16 protein-coding genes, 1 tRNA gene and 1 pseudogene are annotated in these 18,712 nt (G+C 56.9%); 9 read left to right on the top strand and 9 right to left on the bottom strand.

Annotation, left to right across the window (positions count from 1 at the left end; genetic code table 11):
* Window positions 1–480, bottom strand: a pseudogene (locus tag AC2FND_RS15795) (cysteine--tRNA ligase); the annotation flags it as partial.
* A 222-nt stretch (window positions 481–702) separates the two neighbouring features.
* Between AC2FND_RS15795 and AC2FND_RS15790 the strand changes: the two are divergent.
* On the top strand, window positions 703–1,047 hold the full coding sequence (locus AC2FND_RS15790; protein ID WP_480564624.1) for an MmcQ/YjbR family DNA-binding protein: 345 nt from the start codon (window positions 703–705) through the stop codon (window positions 1,045–1,047).
* Between the two features lie 56 nt (window positions 1,048–1,103).
* A complete protein-coding gene (locus tag AC2FND_RS15785; protein WP_496770768.1) occupies window positions 1,104–2,288 on the top strand; it encodes a pyridoxal phosphate-dependent aminotransferase in 1,185 nt (394 codons plus the stop codon).
* A gap of 6 nt (window positions 2,289–2,294) precedes the next feature.
* Here AC2FND_RS15785 and AC2FND_RS15780 read toward each other — a convergent pair whose 3' ends face one another.
* The gene (locus AC2FND_RS15780) at window positions 2,295–2,813 is read right to left on the bottom strand and encodes an outer membrane protein (protein ID WP_348540370.1); all 519 of its coding nucleotides are present in this window, start codon (window positions 2,811–2,813) and stop codon (window positions 2,295–2,297) included.
* Window positions 2,814–3,227: 414 nt separating this feature from the next.
* Between AC2FND_RS15780 and AC2FND_RS15775 the strand changes: the two genes are divergently transcribed.
* Complete coding sequence (locus tag AC2FND_RS15775; protein ID WP_496770767.1) at window positions 3,228–4,772, top strand: trimethylamine methyltransferase family protein; 1,545 nt, start codon at window positions 3,228–3,230, stop codon at window positions 4,770–4,772.
* Window positions 4,773–4,824: 52 nt separating this feature from the next.
* On the opposite strand, the gene AC2FND_RS15770 is transcribed toward AC2FND_RS15775, so the two are convergent.
* Complete coding sequence (locus AC2FND_RS15770) at window positions 4,825–5,070, bottom strand: EF-hand domain-containing protein (protein ID WP_496770766.1); 246 nt, start codon at window positions 5,068–5,070, stop codon at window positions 4,825–4,827.
* Between the two features lie 543 nt (window positions 5,071–5,613).
* Entirely contained in the window at window positions 5,614–9,234 is a 3,621-nt protein-coding gene (locus AC2FND_RS15765; RefSeq protein ID WP_496770765.1) for a vitamin B12-dependent ribonucleotide reductase, read from the bottom strand.
* A gap of 541 nt (window positions 9,235–9,775) precedes the next feature.
* On the opposite strand from AC2FND_RS15765, the gene AC2FND_RS15760 reads away from it, so the two are divergent.
* On the top strand, window positions 9,776–10,210 hold the full coding sequence (locus tag AC2FND_RS15760) for a hypothetical protein (RefSeq protein WP_496770763.1): 435 nt from the start codon (window positions 9,776–9,778) through the stop codon (window positions 10,208–10,210).
* Window positions 10,211–10,224: 14 nt separating this feature from the next.
* Here the strand turns inward: AC2FND_RS15760 and AC2FND_RS15755 are convergent.
* The 4 genes from AC2FND_RS15755 to pdxH form a co-directional block, all read right to left on the bottom strand.
* Window positions 10,225–10,301, bottom strand: a tRNA-Pro gene (locus tag AC2FND_RS15755).
* Window positions 10,302–10,344: 43 nt separating this feature from the next.
* Window positions 10,345–10,812 (bottom strand): DUF192 domain-containing protein, encoded by a 468-nt coding sequence (locus AC2FND_RS15750; RefSeq protein ID WP_496770762.1) that lies wholly within the window; start codon window positions 10,810–10,812, stop codon window positions 10,345–10,347.
* 7 nt (window positions 10,813–10,819) lie between these two features.
* A complete protein-coding gene (locus AC2FND_RS15745) occupies window positions 10,820–11,326 on the bottom strand; it encodes a cold-shock protein (protein WP_245220458.1) in 507 nt (168 codons plus the stop codon).
* Window positions 11,327–11,468: 142 nt separating this feature from the next.
* Complete coding sequence (gene pdxH / locus AC2FND_RS15740) at window positions 11,469–12,074, bottom strand: pyridoxamine 5'-phosphate oxidase (RefSeq protein ID WP_480505054.1); 606 nt, start codon at window positions 12,072–12,074, stop codon at window positions 11,469–11,471.
* Window positions 12,075–12,209: 135 nt separating this feature from the next.
* Between pdxH and fabI the strand changes: the two genes are divergently transcribed.
* The 5 genes from fabI to trpE all read left to right on the top strand — a co-directional run bounded on the left by fabI (window position 12,210) and on the right by trpE (window position 18,172).
* On the top strand, window positions 12,210–13,016 hold the full coding sequence (fabI, locus tag AC2FND_RS15735; RefSeq protein ID WP_209503824.1) for an enoyl-ACP reductase FabI: 807 nt from the start codon (window positions 12,210–12,212) through the stop codon (window positions 13,014–13,016).
* A gap of 4 nt (window positions 13,017–13,020) precedes the next feature.
* Window positions 13,021–13,530 carry a xanthine phosphoribosyltransferase gene (gpt, locus tag AC2FND_RS15730; protein ID WP_267365342.1) on the top strand — a complete coding sequence of 170 codons (510 nt, stop codon included), beginning with the start codon at window positions 13,021–13,023 and terminating at the stop codon, window positions 13,528–13,530.
* A 21-nt stretch (window positions 13,531–13,551) separates the two neighbouring features.
* Window positions 13,552–14,727, top strand: a complete 1,176-nt coding sequence (locus tag AC2FND_RS15725; protein WP_496770761.1) for an aminotransferase — start codon at window positions 13,552–13,554, stop codon at window positions 14,725–14,727.
* Between the two features lie 80 nt (window positions 14,728–14,807).
* Complete coding sequence (locus AC2FND_RS15720; RefSeq protein ID WP_496770760.1) at window positions 14,808–16,649, top strand: SurA N-terminal domain-containing protein; 1,842 nt, start codon at window positions 14,808–14,810, stop codon at window positions 16,647–16,649.
* A gap of 11 nt (window positions 16,650–16,660) precedes the next feature.
* Window positions 16,661–18,172: an anthranilate synthase component I gene (gene trpE / locus AC2FND_RS15715; protein ID WP_496770759.1), complete on the top strand. Its 1,512-nt coding sequence runs from the start codon at window positions 16,661–16,663 to the stop codon at window positions 18,170–18,172.
* 47 nt (window positions 18,173–18,219) lie between these two features.
* Here the strand turns inward: trpE and AC2FND_RS15710 are convergent.
* The coding region (locus AC2FND_RS15710) for a divergent polysaccharide deacetylase family protein (RefSeq protein ID WP_496770756.1) at window positions 18,220–18,712 on the bottom strand (493 nt) is incomplete at its 5' end.

Raw genomic sequence — 18,712 nt, 5'->3', positions numbered from 1 at the left:
GCTGTCGACCGCGAACAGAACATGACCTTCGGCGGCATATGCGTGGCCCTTGGCGATCAGGTCTTCGATCATCTCGATCATCTGGGCGATATACTGGGTCGCGCGCGGCATCTGGTTGGGTTCCAACGCTCCCAACGCCCCCATGTCATGCAAGTACCAGTCAATGGTCTCGTCCGACCGCTCCTGCACCAATTGTTCCAGCGTGCCTTCTGCACCAGCCTGCTTGCGCGCCAGCGCCGTCGCATTGATCTTGTCGTCCACATCGGTGAAGTTGCGCACATAAGTCACATGCTTTGCGCCATAGACGTAGCGCAAAAGGCGATAGAGCACATCGAACACAACCACCGGTCGGGCATTACCCAAATGGGCGCGGTCATAGACCGTTGGGCCACAGACATACATCCGCACGTTTTCAGGATCGATCGGTACGAAGTCTTCCTTCGTCCGCGTCCGTGTGTTGTGCAGCTTGATCGTCGTCATCGGTCGGGCTCCTAAGAAACAGCAAAGGCTTGCGCGTTGGCGCGGGCTTAGCAACTTGTCTCAGGGATGAAAACGAAAGAAACCGGCCCGCTTGATAAATCAGCAGGTAATGCAGCAGATAATAATGATGCAGGTCACCGGGTTCATGGGACATCGGTTAGCATGGGATCATTCCCAAGCCAAGTGTTGAGTTTGCCATCCCCGTTCGGCACAGTGCCGAACATGGACCGAGATTTCGTCAATTCCATCTGCAAAACGCTGCCCGGCGCTGAACTGTCCGATCCCTGGGGCGGTGGCCATGACGCCTGGAAAATTGGTGGCAAAATGTTCGCCTGTATCGGGATCGCAAATGACGGTGTTTCCGTAAAAACGCCCGATATCGAAACGGCTCAGATGTTGATAGACACCGGGATCGGCATAAAAGCCCCCTATTTCCACCGCAGCTGGGTGCGTCTTCCGTTTGACACCGGTGCAGACGAAATGCGCCATCGTTTGACTGTGTCCTATGACCTTGTCCGCGCATCATTGACCAAAAAACTTCAGGCCTCGATAGCGCCGCGAAGCTGATTGACAAACGCCTGCCGCTCTGTCCCATTCAGCGCAGAGTAACCGGGGCCCTTGTCATGAAATTGTCCAAGCGCATCACGCAGATCACCGGCGGCAGCGACGGGTGGGAGGTGTTCAACCGCGCCCGACGGATGCTGAATGAAGGGCATGCTGTGACAGAATTGACAATCGGCGAGCATGACGATCGTACCGACCCGTCGATCCTGCACGCTATGGACTTGTCGGCCCGCAACGGTCACACCGGTTATGCCACGGTGCCCGGAACAGATTTGCTGCGCGATACGGTTGCTGCCCGGGTTCAGTCCCGCACAGGTATCCCAACGACGCGTAACAATGTACTGATCACGCCCGGTGGGCAGTCCGCCCTTTTCGCCGCGCATATGGCGGTGTGCGATCCCGGCGACACCGGGCTGTATCTGGACCCGTATTATGCCACCTACCCCGGAACGATTCGCGGTGCCGGGGCCATTGCCCGCGCTGTTCGAACCACCGCAGAAGATGCATTTCAACCGCGCGCAGACTTGATTGATGCGGCGGCGGAAGGCGCGGTTTCGCTGTTGATCAACACACCGAACAACCCGACCGGAGTGGTGTATTCCCGTCAGTCACTTGAAGCCATTGCCGATGTTTGCCAACGCCGTGACCTGTGGCTGATATCAGACGAAGTCTATGACACCCAGATCTGGGAGGGCGAGCACCTGTCCGCCCGCGCGCTGCCCGGAATGGCCGATCGTACCTTGGTGGTTGGATCAATGTCCAAATCTCATGCCATGACCGGGTCCCGATGTGGGTGGATCGTTGGTCCTGAATGCGTGATCCGTCACCTGATAGATCTGGCTACTCACACAACCTATGGCGTACCGGGGTTCATTCAGGACGCGGCCAGCTTTGCACTGACCGCAGGACACGAACTTGAAAACAAGATCGCCGCGCCATTCCGTCGCCGCCGTTCATTGGCGATAAACGTATTGGCGGCACAGAACACAGTGGGGCTCATCCCGGCGCAGGGTTCTATGTATCTGATGCTGGATGTGCGGGCGACCGGCCTGACGGGTGAAGAGTTTGCGAACGCCCTGCTGGACACTCATGCGATTGCCGTCATGCCGGGCGAAAGCTTTGGCAAAGCCGCTGCAGGGCACATTCGTGTCGCCATGACCGTGGATGATGAGAAATTTGTCAGTGCCTTGAGAACCCTGTGCGCGTTTTCAGCACAACTCGCCAAGCGACACGCGGCTGAATAGCCGCATCTAAAACCGAAATGTCGTACGCAGGTTGAAAACATTGGTGTCCAGACTGCCGCTGGATCGGGTGACATCGTCGAAATTCTGCCGCAGCGCTTCACCGCTGATAACGAAATTCTCGCCAATCGGGTAGGCCAATCCGATCCCGTAAACGGCGGCTGTGTCACTGTCGACCGATGTATCAGCCCGCGCCGCGCCTACGACCACGTATCCCAGAGCGTTGCCAAAATCATATCCGCCACGCAGTTTCAAGCTGGTCATGCTGTCGAGACTGCCCTGAGACTGGCCAAGGTTCAGGGACAGCCGATTATACTCCAACTCACCGCCCAGAACAAAATTCCCAAAATCCTGATCATAGCCCAGATGCGCACCAAAGGCCGTATCATCGCCATTTGCACCACCCGGACCATCAGCATCTGCAAATCCAAAACTGAAACCAGCATACCCGCCAGTCCAGTCCTCGGCGGCAACAGGGTCAGCACCGGCGAACATTATCGCAACAACAAGGACGGAAAAAGGTTTCACAGTCGGGTTCAATGCAACACCGCTCTGGTTTCGATCAGAGGCATGACTTCAATTCAATCTGTGGCCTACTGGTTCATAATTCAACTCACAGGCGCAGACCTCAGAAGTAAGTGAATGCAGTGTAACAGATTCCCGCCAAAATGGGTGAAAATATCGGCGCATGATTATCTGGCTAAGTGACGGCGAGATTTGTCCGCGTGAATAATTTTCAAAGGTCGCAAATAGAACAGATTGTGTCGCAGTGTTTTGGAATGCTCGCGCAAGACGTTGAGGGGCAAAATGGCAGACGACGACTGGAAAATCAGCCTGATCAGCCGCACCATTGGGGCAGATCGTGGGCGTGCCGCACGAGGACGGCCGTAAAGGTGTGCTTGCTGACACCTTAAGACATCACTCAACGACCGGATTCTTGAAATGAACGACCAACCCCGCAATTCTTCGCGCAGTGGCGGCCGTGCCGCGCGCCGAGCTGCCCGTGCAACTGCACTGCCCGAGCACCTGCGACCTGTCCGCCCCGGAATGGAAGGCGGCGTCCTGAATGTACTGACACAGGCACAGATCGAACGCATCCACGAAGCAGCACTGACCGCGCTTGAAACCATTGGCCTGGCGGACGCGCCGCAAAGTGGCATTGACTATCTGGTCGGTGCGGGCTGCACCTTGGGCGACGATGGACGTATCCGTTTCCCCCGTGCCCTTGTCGAGGACACGATTGCAAAGGCGAACCGTTCAGTCACTTTGTACAGCCGGGACGGTAACACCGATCTGGAACTGTCGGGCACCAAGGTGCACTACGGTACGGCCGGAGCGGCCGTGTCCATGGTCGACGTCCACGGTCGGGAATATCGCCATTCCACCGTGCAAGATCTGCACGATGCCGCACGCATCTGCCAACAGCTTGATAATATACACTTTGTGCAGCGGCCAATGGTCTGTCGTGACATCGCGGACAACCTCGAAATGGACCTCAACACGATTTACGCCTGCTGTTCAGGGTCATTCAAACACATCGGGACATCTTTCACCGAACCAAGCCACGTCGCTCCAGCGATGGAGATGATCTATATGATTGCGGGCGGTGAAGACAAATTTCGCGAACGACCCTTCGTGTCGAACTCGAACTGCTTTGTTGTTCCTCCAATGAAATTTGCGACAGAAAGCTGCGAAGTGATGGAAGCATGTATCAAGGCCGGAATGCCTGTCTTGCTGCTATCTGCTGGTATGGCCGGAGCCACAGCGCCGTCGACCATCGCCGGTGCGATCACGCAAGCAACTGCGGAATGCCTGGCGGGATTGGTTTATGTTAATGCCGTAAGTCCCGGTGCTCCGGCGATTTTTGGCACCTGGCCGTTTGGTTTGGACCTGCGAACCGGTGCCATGTCGATCGGTTCAGGGGAACAGGCCCTTCTGACTGCCGGATGTGCCCAGATGCACCGGTTCTACGACCTTCCGGGCGGAGCTGCGGCTGGCGCATCGGATTCGAAACTGCCCGATATGCAAGCCGGATGGGAACAGATGTGTTCGAATGTCATGGCAGGTCTGTCCGGTCTGAACATGGTATATGAGGCAGCCGGGATGCATGCCTCGTTGCTGGGGTTCTGCCTGGAAAGTCTGATCCTCAGCGATGATTTGATCGGACAGGCGCAACGCTGTGTACGCGGGGTCGAAGTGACGGATGACACGCTGGCACTGGATCAAATGGCGGCGGTATGCATGGGCGGCCCAGGCCACTATCTGGGAACTGACGCAACACTGAGCCGGATGCAGTCAGATTACGTCTATCCGACATACGGAGATCGCTCCTCACCGAAAGAGTGGGTGGAGCTTGGCAAGCCCGATCTGGTGGAAAAAGCCGTAGCAAGGAAAGAGGAAATCCTTTCCACCCCTTCCCCAGCAAGGTTCGACCCGGTTCTGGACGCCGAACTTCGGAAAAAATTCAAAATCCATCTTCCCGCTTAAGGTGATGGAAAAGGCGGCCCGAAAGGGATCGGGCCGCCTGTTCATACAATGCCTACCCGTCGCTGGGCGGCAACAATCCTGCCTCCTGCGCGATCGCGACCTCGTCTGCATCCAGCGCTCCGTCACCATTGGCATCCATGGCTGAGAAAGTGTCGGCGTTGACTTCCGGTACGACTGCCTGAATTTCCTCGATGGTCAGCAGACCATCACCGTTGGTATCGGCTGAGGATTGGGCCGAAGCAACGCCGGGCAAGCCCAGAACGGCCAAGGAAAGCCCGATCAAATAATGCGATTTCATTTCAGTGCCTCCTGAAAGGTGTGTTTGTGTTTACGTCCGGACGACGCCCAGAAGCACATGGACCCCCCTGCGCGTCACGCGCTTTGGTAGAGTTTCGTGATTTCACGCCAATCTTTGCGTGTTTGCCCGAGTCGGGTTTGCGGCCCTCCGCCTGAAGAAGCCGGCAAAACCTGTATCGGCGGCTCTTGCCCGACAGGACCACCTCGATCCGGCAATGTGGCGCTTATCCGGGACGACTCGGAGGGACAAAAAAGAAAGGGGGCCGAAGCCCCCTGTCAGTTTCGCCTTCCAGGCTCATTTCGTTGACCGCCCGGTGTTTTTTTGCCTGCGGCCTGGACTGCGCATGGGGCGAGCGCACCCGCCCCGTGAAAGAGTGGGAGGGAGCAAATATTCCGCCCCACCCTGTTCCCGGCCAACACGGGCATGTCGGCCGAGTGGAGAAAGGTCACTTGGTAAGTCTCAGACCTGTTCTCCTTATTCGTCGGGGTCGGTTACTTAGGGCAGCGTCCGACCCCTACGCCCCGGGGCGCCGGGGCGCTAAAGTCAGCTACACCCGCTTGTCGCGCCGCAGGTATTGCACTTCATGCAAGTGCCGTTACGCACCAGCGTGTAGTTTCCGCATTCGCCACAGGGGTCGCCCTCATAGCCCTGCATCTTGGCTTTGGTGCGGGCGTCCATCCCGGTTGCCACTGCCGTTTCGGTGGCAGGCGCTTCGAACACAGTTGCCGTTTCCGACATTCCGGCCACGTCGCCATAACTGCCGTTTAACACCATCAGATCCTGCGGCAGACGCTTGCGAAGATACCCTGTCGAGCTGATTTGTTTCAACACTTCCAATGATTTGGATGCCGCAGTTTCACTGATTTCCGAGACGTTGGAAACGCCTTCCTCTTCTCCGCGGCCAAGATCATCAAAGGTAGCACCCTCGGGTTTCACATGGGCGAGATCGGTACGGTCCAGATAAGACACGGCCAGTTCGCGGAAGATGTAATCCAGGATCGAGGTTGCGTTCTTGATCGAGTCGTTGCCCTGCACCATCCCTGCCGGTTCGAACTTGGTAAAGGTGAAGGCGTCGACAAACTCCTCCAGCGGCACGCCATATTGCAGACCGACCGACACGGCGATGGCAAAGTTGTTCATCATCGCCCGGAAGCCAGCGCCTTCCTTGTGCATGTCGATGAAAATCTCGCCCAATTGACCGTCTTCAAACTCACCTGTGCGCAGGTACACTTTGTGGCCGCCAACGATGGCCTTCTGAGTATACCCCTTGCGGCGATGCGGCAGTTTCTCGCGATGGCTGCGGATCATTTCCTTGACCACAACCTTTTCGATCACTTTTTCGGCCAGAACGACGGCTTTTTCCTGCGCCGAGCCGCTTTCCAGCACTTCGGCCGCCTCGTCGTCGTCCTCGACCAGTGCTGCCGCCAGAGGTTGCGATAGCTTCGAGCCGTCACGGTAGAGCGCGTTGGCCTTCACACCCAGCGACCAGCTGAGTTCATAGGCTTTCTGGCAATCCTCGATGGTCGCGTCATTCGGCATATTGATCGTTTTGCTGATCGCGCCCGAGATGAAGCTCTGTGCCGCAGCCATCATGGTGATGTGGCTGTCAACCCCAAGGAAACGCTTGCCTTTTTTCCCGCACGGGTTGGCGCAGTCGAAGATCGCGTAGTGTTCTTCCTTCAGATGCGGCGCACCTTCCAGCGTCATGGTTCCGCAGACGTGATCGTTCGCCGCGTCGATATCCGCGCGGGTGAAGCCGAGGTGGCGCAGCAGGTCGAAAGTCGGGTCGTTCAGCTTGGTCGCTGGAATGCCCAGAACACCGGTGCAGAAATCTTCGCCCAGTGTCCACTGGTTGAAGACGAACCGGATGTCGAATGCGCTTTCCAGTGCGGCATCCACTTTGGCCAGCTCATTCGGGCCAAAGCCGTGGCCGGTCAGCGAGGTGTGGTTAATCCCCGGCGCGTTGCCGATGGTGCCGTGACCAACTGCATAGGAAACGATCTCTTCAATCTGCGACGAGGAATAGCCCAGCTTTTCCAGCGCAGAAGGCACCGAGCGGTTGATGATCTTGAAGTAACCGCCACCGGCCAGCTTCTTGAACTTCACCAGAGCAAAGTCTGGCTCGATACCGGTGGTGTCGCAATCCATCACCAGACCAATGGTGCCGGTGGGGGCAATCACCGTGGCCTGTGCGTTGCGGTAGCCGTTTTTCTCGCCAAGGCTCAGCGCCTCATCCCAAGCGGACATGGCCAGATCGACCAGACGCTTGTCGGGGCAGTTACCATGGTCCAGAGGCACGGGCTTGACGGCCAGTTTCTCGTACCCCTCGGTCACGCCCTGCGAGGCGCGGCGGTGGTTGCGGATGACACGCAGCATGTGGTCGGCATTACGCTCATAGCCTTTGAACGGACCCAGCTCCCCCGCAATCTCAGCCGAGGTCGCGTAGGCCACACCGGTCATGATCGCGGTCAGTGCGCCGCAGATCGCCCGGCCCTCGTCCGAGTCATAGCTGTAGCCCATGTTCATCAGCAGACCGCCGATATTGGCATAACCCAGACCCAGCGTGCGGAAGTCATAGGACAGTTGCGCGATTTCCTTTGACGGGAATTGCGCCATGGTCACCGAGATCTCCAGCGTCAGGGTCCACAGGCGAGAGGCATGCATATAATCCGCCGCCTGGAACTCACCATCCTTGAGGAAGGTCAGCAGGTTCATCGAGGCAAGGTTACAGGCCGTGTCATCGAGGAACATGTATTCCGAGCACGGGTTTGAGCCGCGGATCTCACCATCTTCGGGGCATGTGTGCCACTCGTTCACCGTGTCATGGAACTGGATGCCCGGATCGGCACAGGCCCAAGCGGCGTGGCCGACCTTTTCCCACAGGTCCCTCGCCTTGACCGTCTTGGCGACCTTACCGTCAGTTCGGTTGATCAGTTCCCAATCGGCGTCTTTCTCAACAGCGGTCAGAAACGCATTGGTGACACGGATGGAGTTGTTCGAGTTCTGGCCCGAAACCGAGCTATAGGCTTCCGAATCCCAGTCCGTGTCATAGGTCGGAAATTCGATACTGTCGTGACCCTGCTTGGCATAGTCCAGCACGCGTTTGATATAAGTTTCGGGGATCGCTACCTTTTTCGCCTCGCGAACCGCCTTTTTCAGCGCGTCGTTCTTGTTCGGATCATAGGCGTCATCCGCAGATCCATCCCACGAACGGATGGCCTCGAAAATGCCGTTCAGCATCTTCTCGTGCATCTTCGATCCGGCAACGATCGAGGCCACTTTCTGCTCTTCGATCACCTTCCATTCGATGAATTGTTCGATGTCGGGGTGATCCGCATCGACAATAACCATCTTTGCTGCCCGACGGGTTGTCCCGCCTGATTTGATCGCGCCGGCGGCGCGGTCGCCAATCTTTAGAAAGCCCATCAGGCCCGAGGATTTGCCACCACCCGACAGTGCCTCGCCTTCCGCACGCAGATGGCTGAAGTTGGTCCCGGTGCCCGAGCCGTATTTGAACAACCGTGCTTCGCGCACCCACAGATCCATGATGCCGCCTTCGTTCACCAGATCATCATCGACGGACTGGATGAAGCAGGCATGTGGCTGCGGATGTTCGTAGGCGGATTTGGATTTGGTCAGTTTGCCGGTCTTGTAGTCGACATAGTGGTGCCCTTGCGCCGGACCGTCGATTCCATAGGCCCAGTGCAGGCCAGTGTTGAACCATTGCGGGCTATTTGGCGCAGCGCGCTGGGTCGCCAGCATGTACCGCATCTCGTCAAAATAGGCGCGCGCATCCTCCTCGGTAGAAAAGTAACCACCTTTCCATCCCCAGTATGCCCACGCACCGGCCAGTCGGTCAAAGACCTGCTTGGAGGAAGTCTCGCCCTCGAACTCAGCATCTTCAGCGGGAACCGACCGCCAAAGGAATTCGGGTACGTCTTTTTCCTTAACTTTCTTCAATTTGGACGGAACACCAGCTTTGCGAAAGTATTTCTGGGCGATTACGTCACTTGCCACCTGCGACCAGGATGATGGAACTTCGATCCCTTCCAGGCGGAACACAATGGTTCCATCGGGGTTTCGGATTTCAGATGTCGCAGACACAAAATCCAGTTCCGAATAGGCATCCTGATCTGGTTTGGTGAATTTTCTTTCAATCTTCATGTCCGCAGCCCTAGTTAAATTCCGCCTAATTTTCGGTTCACGGCACTACATTTTGAGTTGCGGAGCACCACCCGCAACGCCGACAGAAGCGCGCAAAGGTACTTGTCGCTGTCTTGGACAGCGAAAAAGCCGTTACAACGGCTGCACGTTAATAGACTGTGCTTATCCGACCCTCGCCTGTTGCCGTCCCGGCTTGAATACCAGATATTGTGGCAATCTCTTCGGCTCATACAATTTGGCGTATATTGCCATAGAAGGTCAACGCCCTTTTTCAGCCAAATTTGAAATCTTTTTTGTTGACCAGACCCAGACACGAGGGGTGTGAAACTCAAGGTCCGATTCCTCCACAGGCTCGCCTTCGGCAAATTCTCGGCCACAACTCGAAGTCTCAAATCGAATTACCGTTTTTTCCAGCATAGTTATCTGTATTTGATCAACCAACGCCGCGCTGGTTAGGCTGTAAAGGAATCATCTTCGCCGGGTCTGTCGAACCCACGCTGAACGACCAAAGGTTCACTTCGGAATGAGAAAGGCCAAATGAATGAAGTTGCTTCGCTTTATCCCCGCGTTGGCCTGTATCGTGGCCTGCACGCCACAAGAAACGCCCACCCCGTCACGTAGCGCGCTGTTCGAAACCCATCCCAAAAGGTTATTTGAGGCATTCGAAACCAGTTGTTCTGGTCCCGGCAAGGTATTTGAGAAAATCGGCGAACAGGCATTTGAATGCAGCGAGTATCTGCCCCCAAAAGCGGCGGCCTATTTGATTCTGAACTATGACGGATTTCCGCAGGACCTGCCCCAAAGTGTCATGCGCCTGACATCGTCAAAAACAGGTTCCGGCTATCGCGTCGACGCGCGATCGTACTTCAAAGTACCGCAGAAAAGCGGTTTGATCGTTGAAGTACCATTGGAAAGTGACACGCTGGATCAGGCCATCAGCTCGTTGTATCGGGCGATGGGCGGAACGCCCACATGAGAATGTGAAGGAAGTGGTCGGGGCGGCAGGATTCGAACCTACGACCCCCTGTACCCAAAACAGGTGCGCTACCAGACTGCGCCACGCCCCGGACCGTGCGCCTTCCTAACGATGCCAATCTGATTTGAAAAGCCCTAACAGGGCCAAATCGCAGGGCCTTGCGAAAAAATTTCGTGCTGCATCTGAGTGCCGACGCCGATAGAGTAGCGCGCGGACAATCCCGCATTGATTTCCAGCACCGCAAAAACGGCATCACCACCTTCAATCGGTGTCAGATCGCCGGGAATCGCTCTCTCATGTACATGTGTCACCGTGCCCGTACGGTCCAGAAATATCATGTCGAGCGGAATCAGTGTGTTCTTCATCCAGAACGCGACGGGTTGCGGTGGATCAAACACGAACAACATACCCGATCGATTCGGCAACGACTCGCGAAACATCAAACCCCTTGACCGTTCTTGTGGCGTAACCGCCACTTCCACGTCAAATCGGATTGTCGCGCTCTCGTTTCGGAGTGTGACATGGTCGGCGCTGCACGCAGCAAACGCCCCGCCTGTCCACAGCGTGATCAGAAGGGTCCAAAATGCCAGAAAACGAGTCATGGAACCGTCAGCCGTCCAGCGCGGCTTCCCAGGCGAGAACCTGCGCCGCCATTCGGCCGCGCTTGCCATCAATTACGCGCATCGCAAGCGCCTCTCCGGGCTGAAGGTCAGCAAGCCCCGAGCGCCGCAGCACTTCTATATGCAAGAACACGTCTTCGCCGCGCCCAAAAACATTTGCGAACCCGAAGCCCTTGCCTTTGTCGAACCACTTCACCCGCGCAGCCTCCAAAGGGGCTTCTGCGATAGCGTCCGGATCCAACTCGGCGAAATCAGCCAGCATCATAGACTCGGCGCGCGCTGGCGGGTCGATTGCAACAACCTCAACCGCCTGGACACCTCTGTCTGTGCGATGTGTCATTATTTCGATACCCGCACCGTCCGCGACGGAACTCTGACCGAAATTGCGCAAAACATTCACATGCAACAGGATGTCTGGCCCGCCTTCGTCGGACACAACAAAGCCGTATCCCTTAGCGGGATCGAACCATTTCACGTGTCCACGGACGCGATACATATTGTTCAGGTCTTCTGGCACGGTTTTCCCATCGCGAATTTTAGCAGTTCGTTAAGGGTCTGTTGTTTATGGGATTGGCGGGCAAATTCAAGCTGAAAAAATCGTTTACTTTCTGCCTGTTGCATTTCACGACACGTGAACGTCATGGATTCAACCTTTCAACATGCCATGCCGATCCCGGCTCAATTCGTTTCCATCTGAACCGGTCATGCAAGCGAAATGCTCCATCGGCCCAGAACTCAATCTCTGTCGGCGTTAATCGGTACCCGCCCCAGAACGGAGGGCGTGGTGGATTCGTTCCAAGTTTAGCGGTCACTTTCGCGACCTCTGCCATCAAAGCTGTGCGGCTTGAAAGCGGTTGTGACTGCTTTGAAGCCCAGGCACCCAACCGGCTTTTCAATGACCTTGATGCATAATATGCATCAGCCTGGGGCCCGTTTTCACGACATATTGTACCACGAACGCGAAGTTGACGCCGCAAAGATTTCCAATGCATTACAAATGCAGCTTTTTCCGACGTATCCAGCTCGTTCGCTTTGGCGCTTTCGTAGTTTGTATAAAATACAAACGAATCCGCCTCAATTTCCTTTAGCAAGACCATGCGTGCATTTGGCAAACCGTCCGGGTCTACGGTTGCAAGCGCAATCGCATTCGGATCATTCAATTCAGTTTCTTCAGCCTCAGCTAACCACCGGGCCGCAATTTCAAACGGATCGGAGCCAGCAAAGATGCCTTCACGCTCGGTCATTTCCATCCCCTGGAAAGTATTAACGACGAACCTAAGGCGAGAACCCGCTGCGAGCAAGAGCGCACGGCCTTGATGCAGCGCAACCAATGGCATAAACCAACTCAACATAACGCGAAGACAGGCGGAGAACCAAACATGTCAAATCAGTTGATGGCCGGCAAACGTGGCCTCATCATGGGACTGGCCAATGACAAATCGATTGCATGGGGAATCGCCCGCGCCTTGTCCGAAGCCGGAGCTGAACTTGCTTTTTCCTACCAGGGCGATGCTTTAAAGAAACGTGTGGACCCACTGGCTGCGCAGCTCGGGAGCGAAATCGTTCTGCCCTGCGACGTGAGCGATGAGGCATCTATTGATGCACTCTTTACGGCGCTGGAAGAGAAATGGGGCAAACTGGATTTCGTCGTTCACGCCATCGGTTTTTCTGACAAGAACGAATTGCGTGGACGTTATGTTGATACAAGCCGGGCCAATTTCACGCTGACAATGGATGTATCCGTTTATTCGTTCACTGCGGTTATGCAGCGCGCGGAAAAGTTGATGTCCGAAGGCGGCAGCGCGATAACGCTGACCTATTACGGAGCCGAGCAGGTCATGCCGCATTATAATGTGATGGGTGTTGCAAAGGCCGCTCTGGAAGCGTCGGTCAAATACCTGGCCGAGGACCTGGGCAAGGACGGTATTCGCGTGAACGCGATCTCGGCCGGCCCGATCAAAACGCTGGCCGCCAGCGGCATTGGCGATTTTCGCTACATCATGAAATGGAACGAGTACAACTCTCCTCTGCGCCGCAACGTGACCATTGACGATGTCGGCAAGTCGGCCCTGTACCTGTTGTCGGACCTCAGCAGCGGCGTCACCGGAGAGAATCTGCACGTGGATTCGGGTTACCATATTGTCGGAATGAAGGCCGTTGACGCCCCTGACGTGGAAAAAGGTTAAGAACATGAGTGCTAAGGACCGCCTGCCGCACGAAAAAGGATTTCACATCAGCTGGGACCAGATCCACCGCGACTCGCGCGCATTGGCGTGGCGTCTGGACGGGCAAGGCCCCGATGATGGCAGCTGGCGTGCTGTTGTGGCGATCACCCGTGGCGGCATGGCCCCTGCTATGATCGTCAGCCGGGAACTGGATATTCGTACCGTCGATACGGTCAGCGTCAAATCCTACCACCATCAAGCTCAGGGTGAGGCGGAAGTTCTGAAAGCACCCGATGCCAAATTAATGGGCGACGGAACCGGAATTTTGATCATCGACGACTTGGTAGACAGCGGGAAAACACTGGAACTGGTTCGAGAGATGTATCCGAACGCGCATTTTGCGACGGTTTATGCCAAGCCCAAGGGACGCCCTATGGTGGATACGTTCATCACCGAAGTCAGTCAGGACACATGGATCTTTTTCCCGTGGGACATGGCCCTTCAATATGTCGAGCCCTATCGGGGCACCGATTGAATTCAGATCAGTAGGCAGCACATGACGCTCAGCCGGACCGCCGCAACATTCGCGCCGCCAGTGATGGAAGCGCGCCGATGGCTCGAGGGTGTTACGTTCCCGCCCGAACGTCCGTTGATCAACGTCAGCCAGGCGGCGCCGGTTGACCCGCCGCCGCTGGCGTTGCGCGAGGCTATGGCCGAATTTACCGTGCGCGAAGACCATGCGCATCTTTATGGCCCTGTGCTGGGAAATAATGATCTTCGCGCAGAACTGGCTGCGCAGATCAGCGCGCATTACGCAGCAAGTGTTGAGGCATCTGAGGTTGCAATTACCTCAGGCTGCAATCAGGCGTTTTCAGCAGTGATTTCGGCCATCACCGGCGAAGGGGATGAGGTTATTCTTCCAACCCCATGGTATTTCAATCATAAAATGTGGTTGGATATGTCCGGTGTCCATGCAGTTGGCCTGAAGACCGGCGACGACTTACTGCCCGACCCTGAGCGCGCACGCGCGCTGATCACGGACAAAACACGTGCCATCGCTCTGGTCACGCCCAATAATCCCGGCGGCGTTGAATACCCGGCGGACCTTGTCCGCGCCTTCTTTGAGCTGGCGCGCGAAACCGGGATTCACCTAATCGTCGACGAAACCTACCGTGACTTCGACAGCCGCAGCGGGCCGCCACATGACCTGTTCCAGCAACCAGACTGGGATCAGACGCTGATCCACCTTTATTCCTTCTCTAAGGCCTACAGGCTGACGGGTCACAGGGTCGGCGCCATTGCAACGGGCCCTTCTCTTTTGGCTGAGGTCGAAAAGTTTCTTGACACCGTTGCCATTTGCCCTGGTCAGATCGGACAGTTCGCCGCGCTGTGGGGTATGCAAAACTTGTCGCAATGGTTGGCAGGGGAACGCGACGAAATACTCGACCGTCGTGCTGCCATCCTTGAGGGTATGCCCGCGCTGGAATCCGAAGGTTGGCGCCTTTTGGGACTTGGGGCGTATTTCGCCTATCTGGAGCATCCGTTTGACATTCCGTCTGACGAGCTTGCCCGGCGTTTGGTGCGTGAAGCCGGTGTTCTGTTATTGCCCGGTACCATGTTCATGCCCGCTCACCACCCGGACGGGAAACGGCAAGTGCGCATTGCCTTCGCCAACCTCGACCGCACAGGTTTGGGCCAATTGTTCAAACGATTGCAGGGCCTGTCCTTCTAAGCTTGCCCCCCGGCGGTGTGCGTCGTATTCAAGGCGGCAACCGACAGGGCAGAACGCTGCCGTAATAACAAGAGGGCACCATGGCCGCAGGCGCTAAAAGTCTTTCGAAAACCTTTGTCTGGATTCTGATGGGCATGCTGATGCTGGGGCTTGCGGGGTTCGGCGCGGTCAACCTGAGCGGCACAGTCCGTACAGTGGCGCAAGTTGGTGATGAAAGCATCTCGATCGATGATTTTGTCCGCGAGTTGCAGCGCGAGATCCGAGCGGTTGAAACGCAATCGGGTCAGCCCCTGCAAATGTCGCAGGCACGTGATCTGGGGCTGGACCGAAACGCGCTTGCCCGCCTGACGGCCTTGGCGTCGCTGGACAACGAGGTGAGCCAGCTTGGGATTTCCATAGGGGATGAAAACCTGCAAAAAGAGATCGTGTCTGTCCCGGCCTTTCAGGGCGTAGACGGCAATTTCGACCGCGAGGCATACCGCTTTCAGCTTGAACAGGTCGGCATGACGGATTCCGAGTTCGAGTCGGACCTGCGCAAAGAATCTGCCCGTACGATCGTTCAAGGTGCGATCATGGGGGGTGTGGAAATGCCCTCAACCGTGACAGACACAATGGCCAACTATATCGGCGCCCGTCGCAGCTTTACCGTTGCAACCGCCGGGGCCGAGGCATTGGAAGAGCCCGTGGCCGAGCCGACTGACGCACAGATTCAAACCTACTATGACGAAAACGCTGAACAGTTCACCCTGCCCCGCACGAAACAACTGACGTATGCGATTCTGTCTCCGGCCATGTTGGTGGACACGGTTGAGGTTGACGAAGAATCCCTTCGCAAGCTCTTTGAAGAGCGGTCGGACGAATATAATCAACCGGAACGCCGTCTGGTCGAGCGCCTGAATTTCCCGGATGAACAAGCAGCCAACGACGCCAAGGCTCAACTTGAGGTCGGCGGAACGACCTTTGAACAACTGGTTCGCGATCGTGATCTGGAACTTTCCGATATCGATCTAGGCGACCTGACACGTGAGGATCTGGGCGAGGCCGCCGACGCCGTGTTCGCGGCAGAGCTTGACGCCGTTGTTGGCCCTCTGCCTTCGGTATTTGGCCCCGCCCTGTTCCGTGTCAACGGATCCCTGGCTGCAAACAGCGTTCCCTTTGAGGAGGCCGAACCGGCCCTGCGCGAAGAACTGGCGACAGAACGCGCCCGCCGCCTGATCGAGGCACAGTCCGAAGACATAAACGACATGTTGGCTGGCGGCGCGACTCTCGAAGAACTGGCAAATGAAACCGAAATGGAACTGGGTCAGATCGACTGGACCCGAGACAGCGCCGAGGACATAGCGGCCTATGACGGGTTCCGCACGGCCGCCGAAGCCGTGCAAGAAGGAGATTTCCCTGAAATCGCATTTCTCGAAGACGGATCGATCTTTGCCTTGCGCCTGAACGACGTTCTGCCGCGTCGCCCCGAACCGCTGGAAAGCGCACGCGACAGTGTCGCTGCGGCTTGGGTACAGGCAGAGACCAATAAAGCCCTGTTGGACAAAGCAAACGCCGCATTGAGCCTACTGGCCACTGATGGTGACTTCGCAGCGACTGGCCTGCCCTTCCGCGTTGAAAACGCACTGACGCGTACCGCGTTTCTTGATGACGTCCCCGCCAGTTTCATGAATGAAGTGTTTCAGATGGAACTCGGTGAGTTGCGTGTCATTGGTGGAAATGGTGCAGCCTTGCTGGTGCGTCTGGACGAGGTTCTGCCCCCCGAGGATTCCGACGAACTGCGCCGGTTGCGCGACGCGCTGGCAACGCAGATGGATCAGGCGCTGTCGCAGAATATTTTTGACGCATACGTACGGGACGCTCAGACCCGCGCCCGCCCGGTCGTGGATCAGCAGGCGCTGAACGCCGTGCAGGCGAGCTTTTAAGCGAGACCAAGATGGCCCTGACACCCGATTTCGATACCTTCGCACGCGCCTATGAAGCGGGCGAAAACCAAGTGGTTTACACACGTCTCGCCGCCGACTTGGACACACCCGTGTCGCTGATGCTCAAACTGACGGGAGCGCAGAAAGATGCGTTCATGCTGGAGTCGGTTACGGGCGGTGAGGTGCGTGGCCGCTATTCGATCATTGGCATGAAACCGGACCTGATCTGGCGCTGTCACGACGAAGTGTCCGAATTGAACCGCTCGGCGCGGTTCGACGCCGACGCCTTTGCAGCGCAGGATGGCAATCCAATGGACAACCTGCGTGCCTTGCTGGCCGAAAGCCGTATCGAGTTGCCAGACGACCTGCCTCAGGCCGCTGCCGGGCTGTTTGGATATCTGGGCTATGACATGGTTCGGCTGGTCGAATACCTGCCGGACGTGAACCCCGATCCGCTGGGGCTGCCAGATGCGATCATGTTGCGCCCGTCTGTTGTCGCAGTATTGGATGGTGTCAAAGGCGAGGTGACCGTGGTCTCACCCGCCTGGGCCAGCGACGGTCAATCTGCCAAGGCTGCCTATGCGCAGGCGGCCGAGCGTGTAATGGATGCGGTCCGCGATCTGGAGCGCGCGATGCCCGCCGAAACCCGTGATCTGGGCGACGCGCGCGAAATTGCGGAACCGGTGTCGAACTTCACCAAATCCGGCTATATGGAAGCGGTTGAAAAGGCCAAGGAATACATCCGTGCAGGCGATATCTTCCAGGTTGTTCCTGCGCAGCGTTGGACGCAGGATTTTCCGCTGCCGCCTTTTGCGCTTTATCGTTCGCTGCGACGCACCAACCCCTCGCCGTTTATGTTCTATTTCAACTTCGGCGGTTTTCAGGTCGTTGGGGCCAGCCCCGAGATTCTGGTGCGTGTTTTCGGCAGCGAAGTCACCATTCGCCCGATCGCAGGCACCCGTCCCCGTGGCGCGACCCCCGAGGAAGACAAGGCGAACGAGCTTGACTTGTTGGCCGACAAGAAAGAGCTGGCCGAACACCTCATGCTTCTGGACCTCGGGCGCAATGATACCGGCCGCGTGTCCAAAATCGGCACTGTACGTCCCACCGAAGAGTTCATCATCGAACGCTACAGCCATGTGATGCACATTGTCTCGAACGTGGTGGGTGAATTGGCGGATGACAAAGATGCGTTGGACGCCTTCTTTGCCGGGATGCCTGCGGGCACCGTCTCGGGCGCGCCAAAAGTGCGCGCGATGGAGATCATTGACGAGCTTGAGCCGGAAAAACGCGGCGTCTATGGCGGTGGTGTTGGTTATTTCAGCGCAGGCGGTGACATGGACATGTGCATTGCCCTGCGCACGGCCATCGTGAAGGATCAGAAACTCTATATTCAGGCTGGTGGCGGTGTTGTCTATGACAGCGACCCCGAGGCCGAGTTCATGGAGACTGTTCATAAGTCAAACGCCATACGGCGCGCGGCGGGAGATGCCGCTCGGTTCACCGGAAACGGCAACAGTTAAAATAACAAGGGCGGCTGATCAATTGATCACCGCCCTGTTTCAAGCTGTCACTGTACCTGTTTCATCAAGACGGCCGAGATCGGCGCCATCGCTACCCGGCTGCCGCGATCCTCAAGACCCCACAGCAACAGGGCCGAGATTGTCTCGGGCCGCACCCGCCCCAGCATGACAACGGTTCCTTCCTGACCTGCCCGGAACGCGGCCTGATCCAGGAACCGGCGCATGATTCTGGGATCCTGTCGCGCCCCATCGATATCGCGAAACACAACGCTGGACGGAATGCCATTGCGAACCGCCAACTTCTGGACAGTGTTCAGCCCATTGTCCTGTGTGATCAACCCGCGTCCGGTTCCGGCGGCAATCGCCGCGACCTGATCGGCCAGCTTGCGATTTCCCTGAATGCCGCTGTTCACGCCTTCCAGAATACCCACTGTTTCAGGCAATGTATCCAGCCACACAGACAGCGAAACTTCGGCATCCTGCGCGCTTGCTGCCTCGGGCAAGTCCGCAAGGGCCAGAACTTCGAACCCGGCCGCGCGG

Source organism: Ruegeria sp. BHSB056, assembly GCF_059613305.1.
This window is presented reverse-complemented; position numbering and strand designations above follow the sequence as displayed.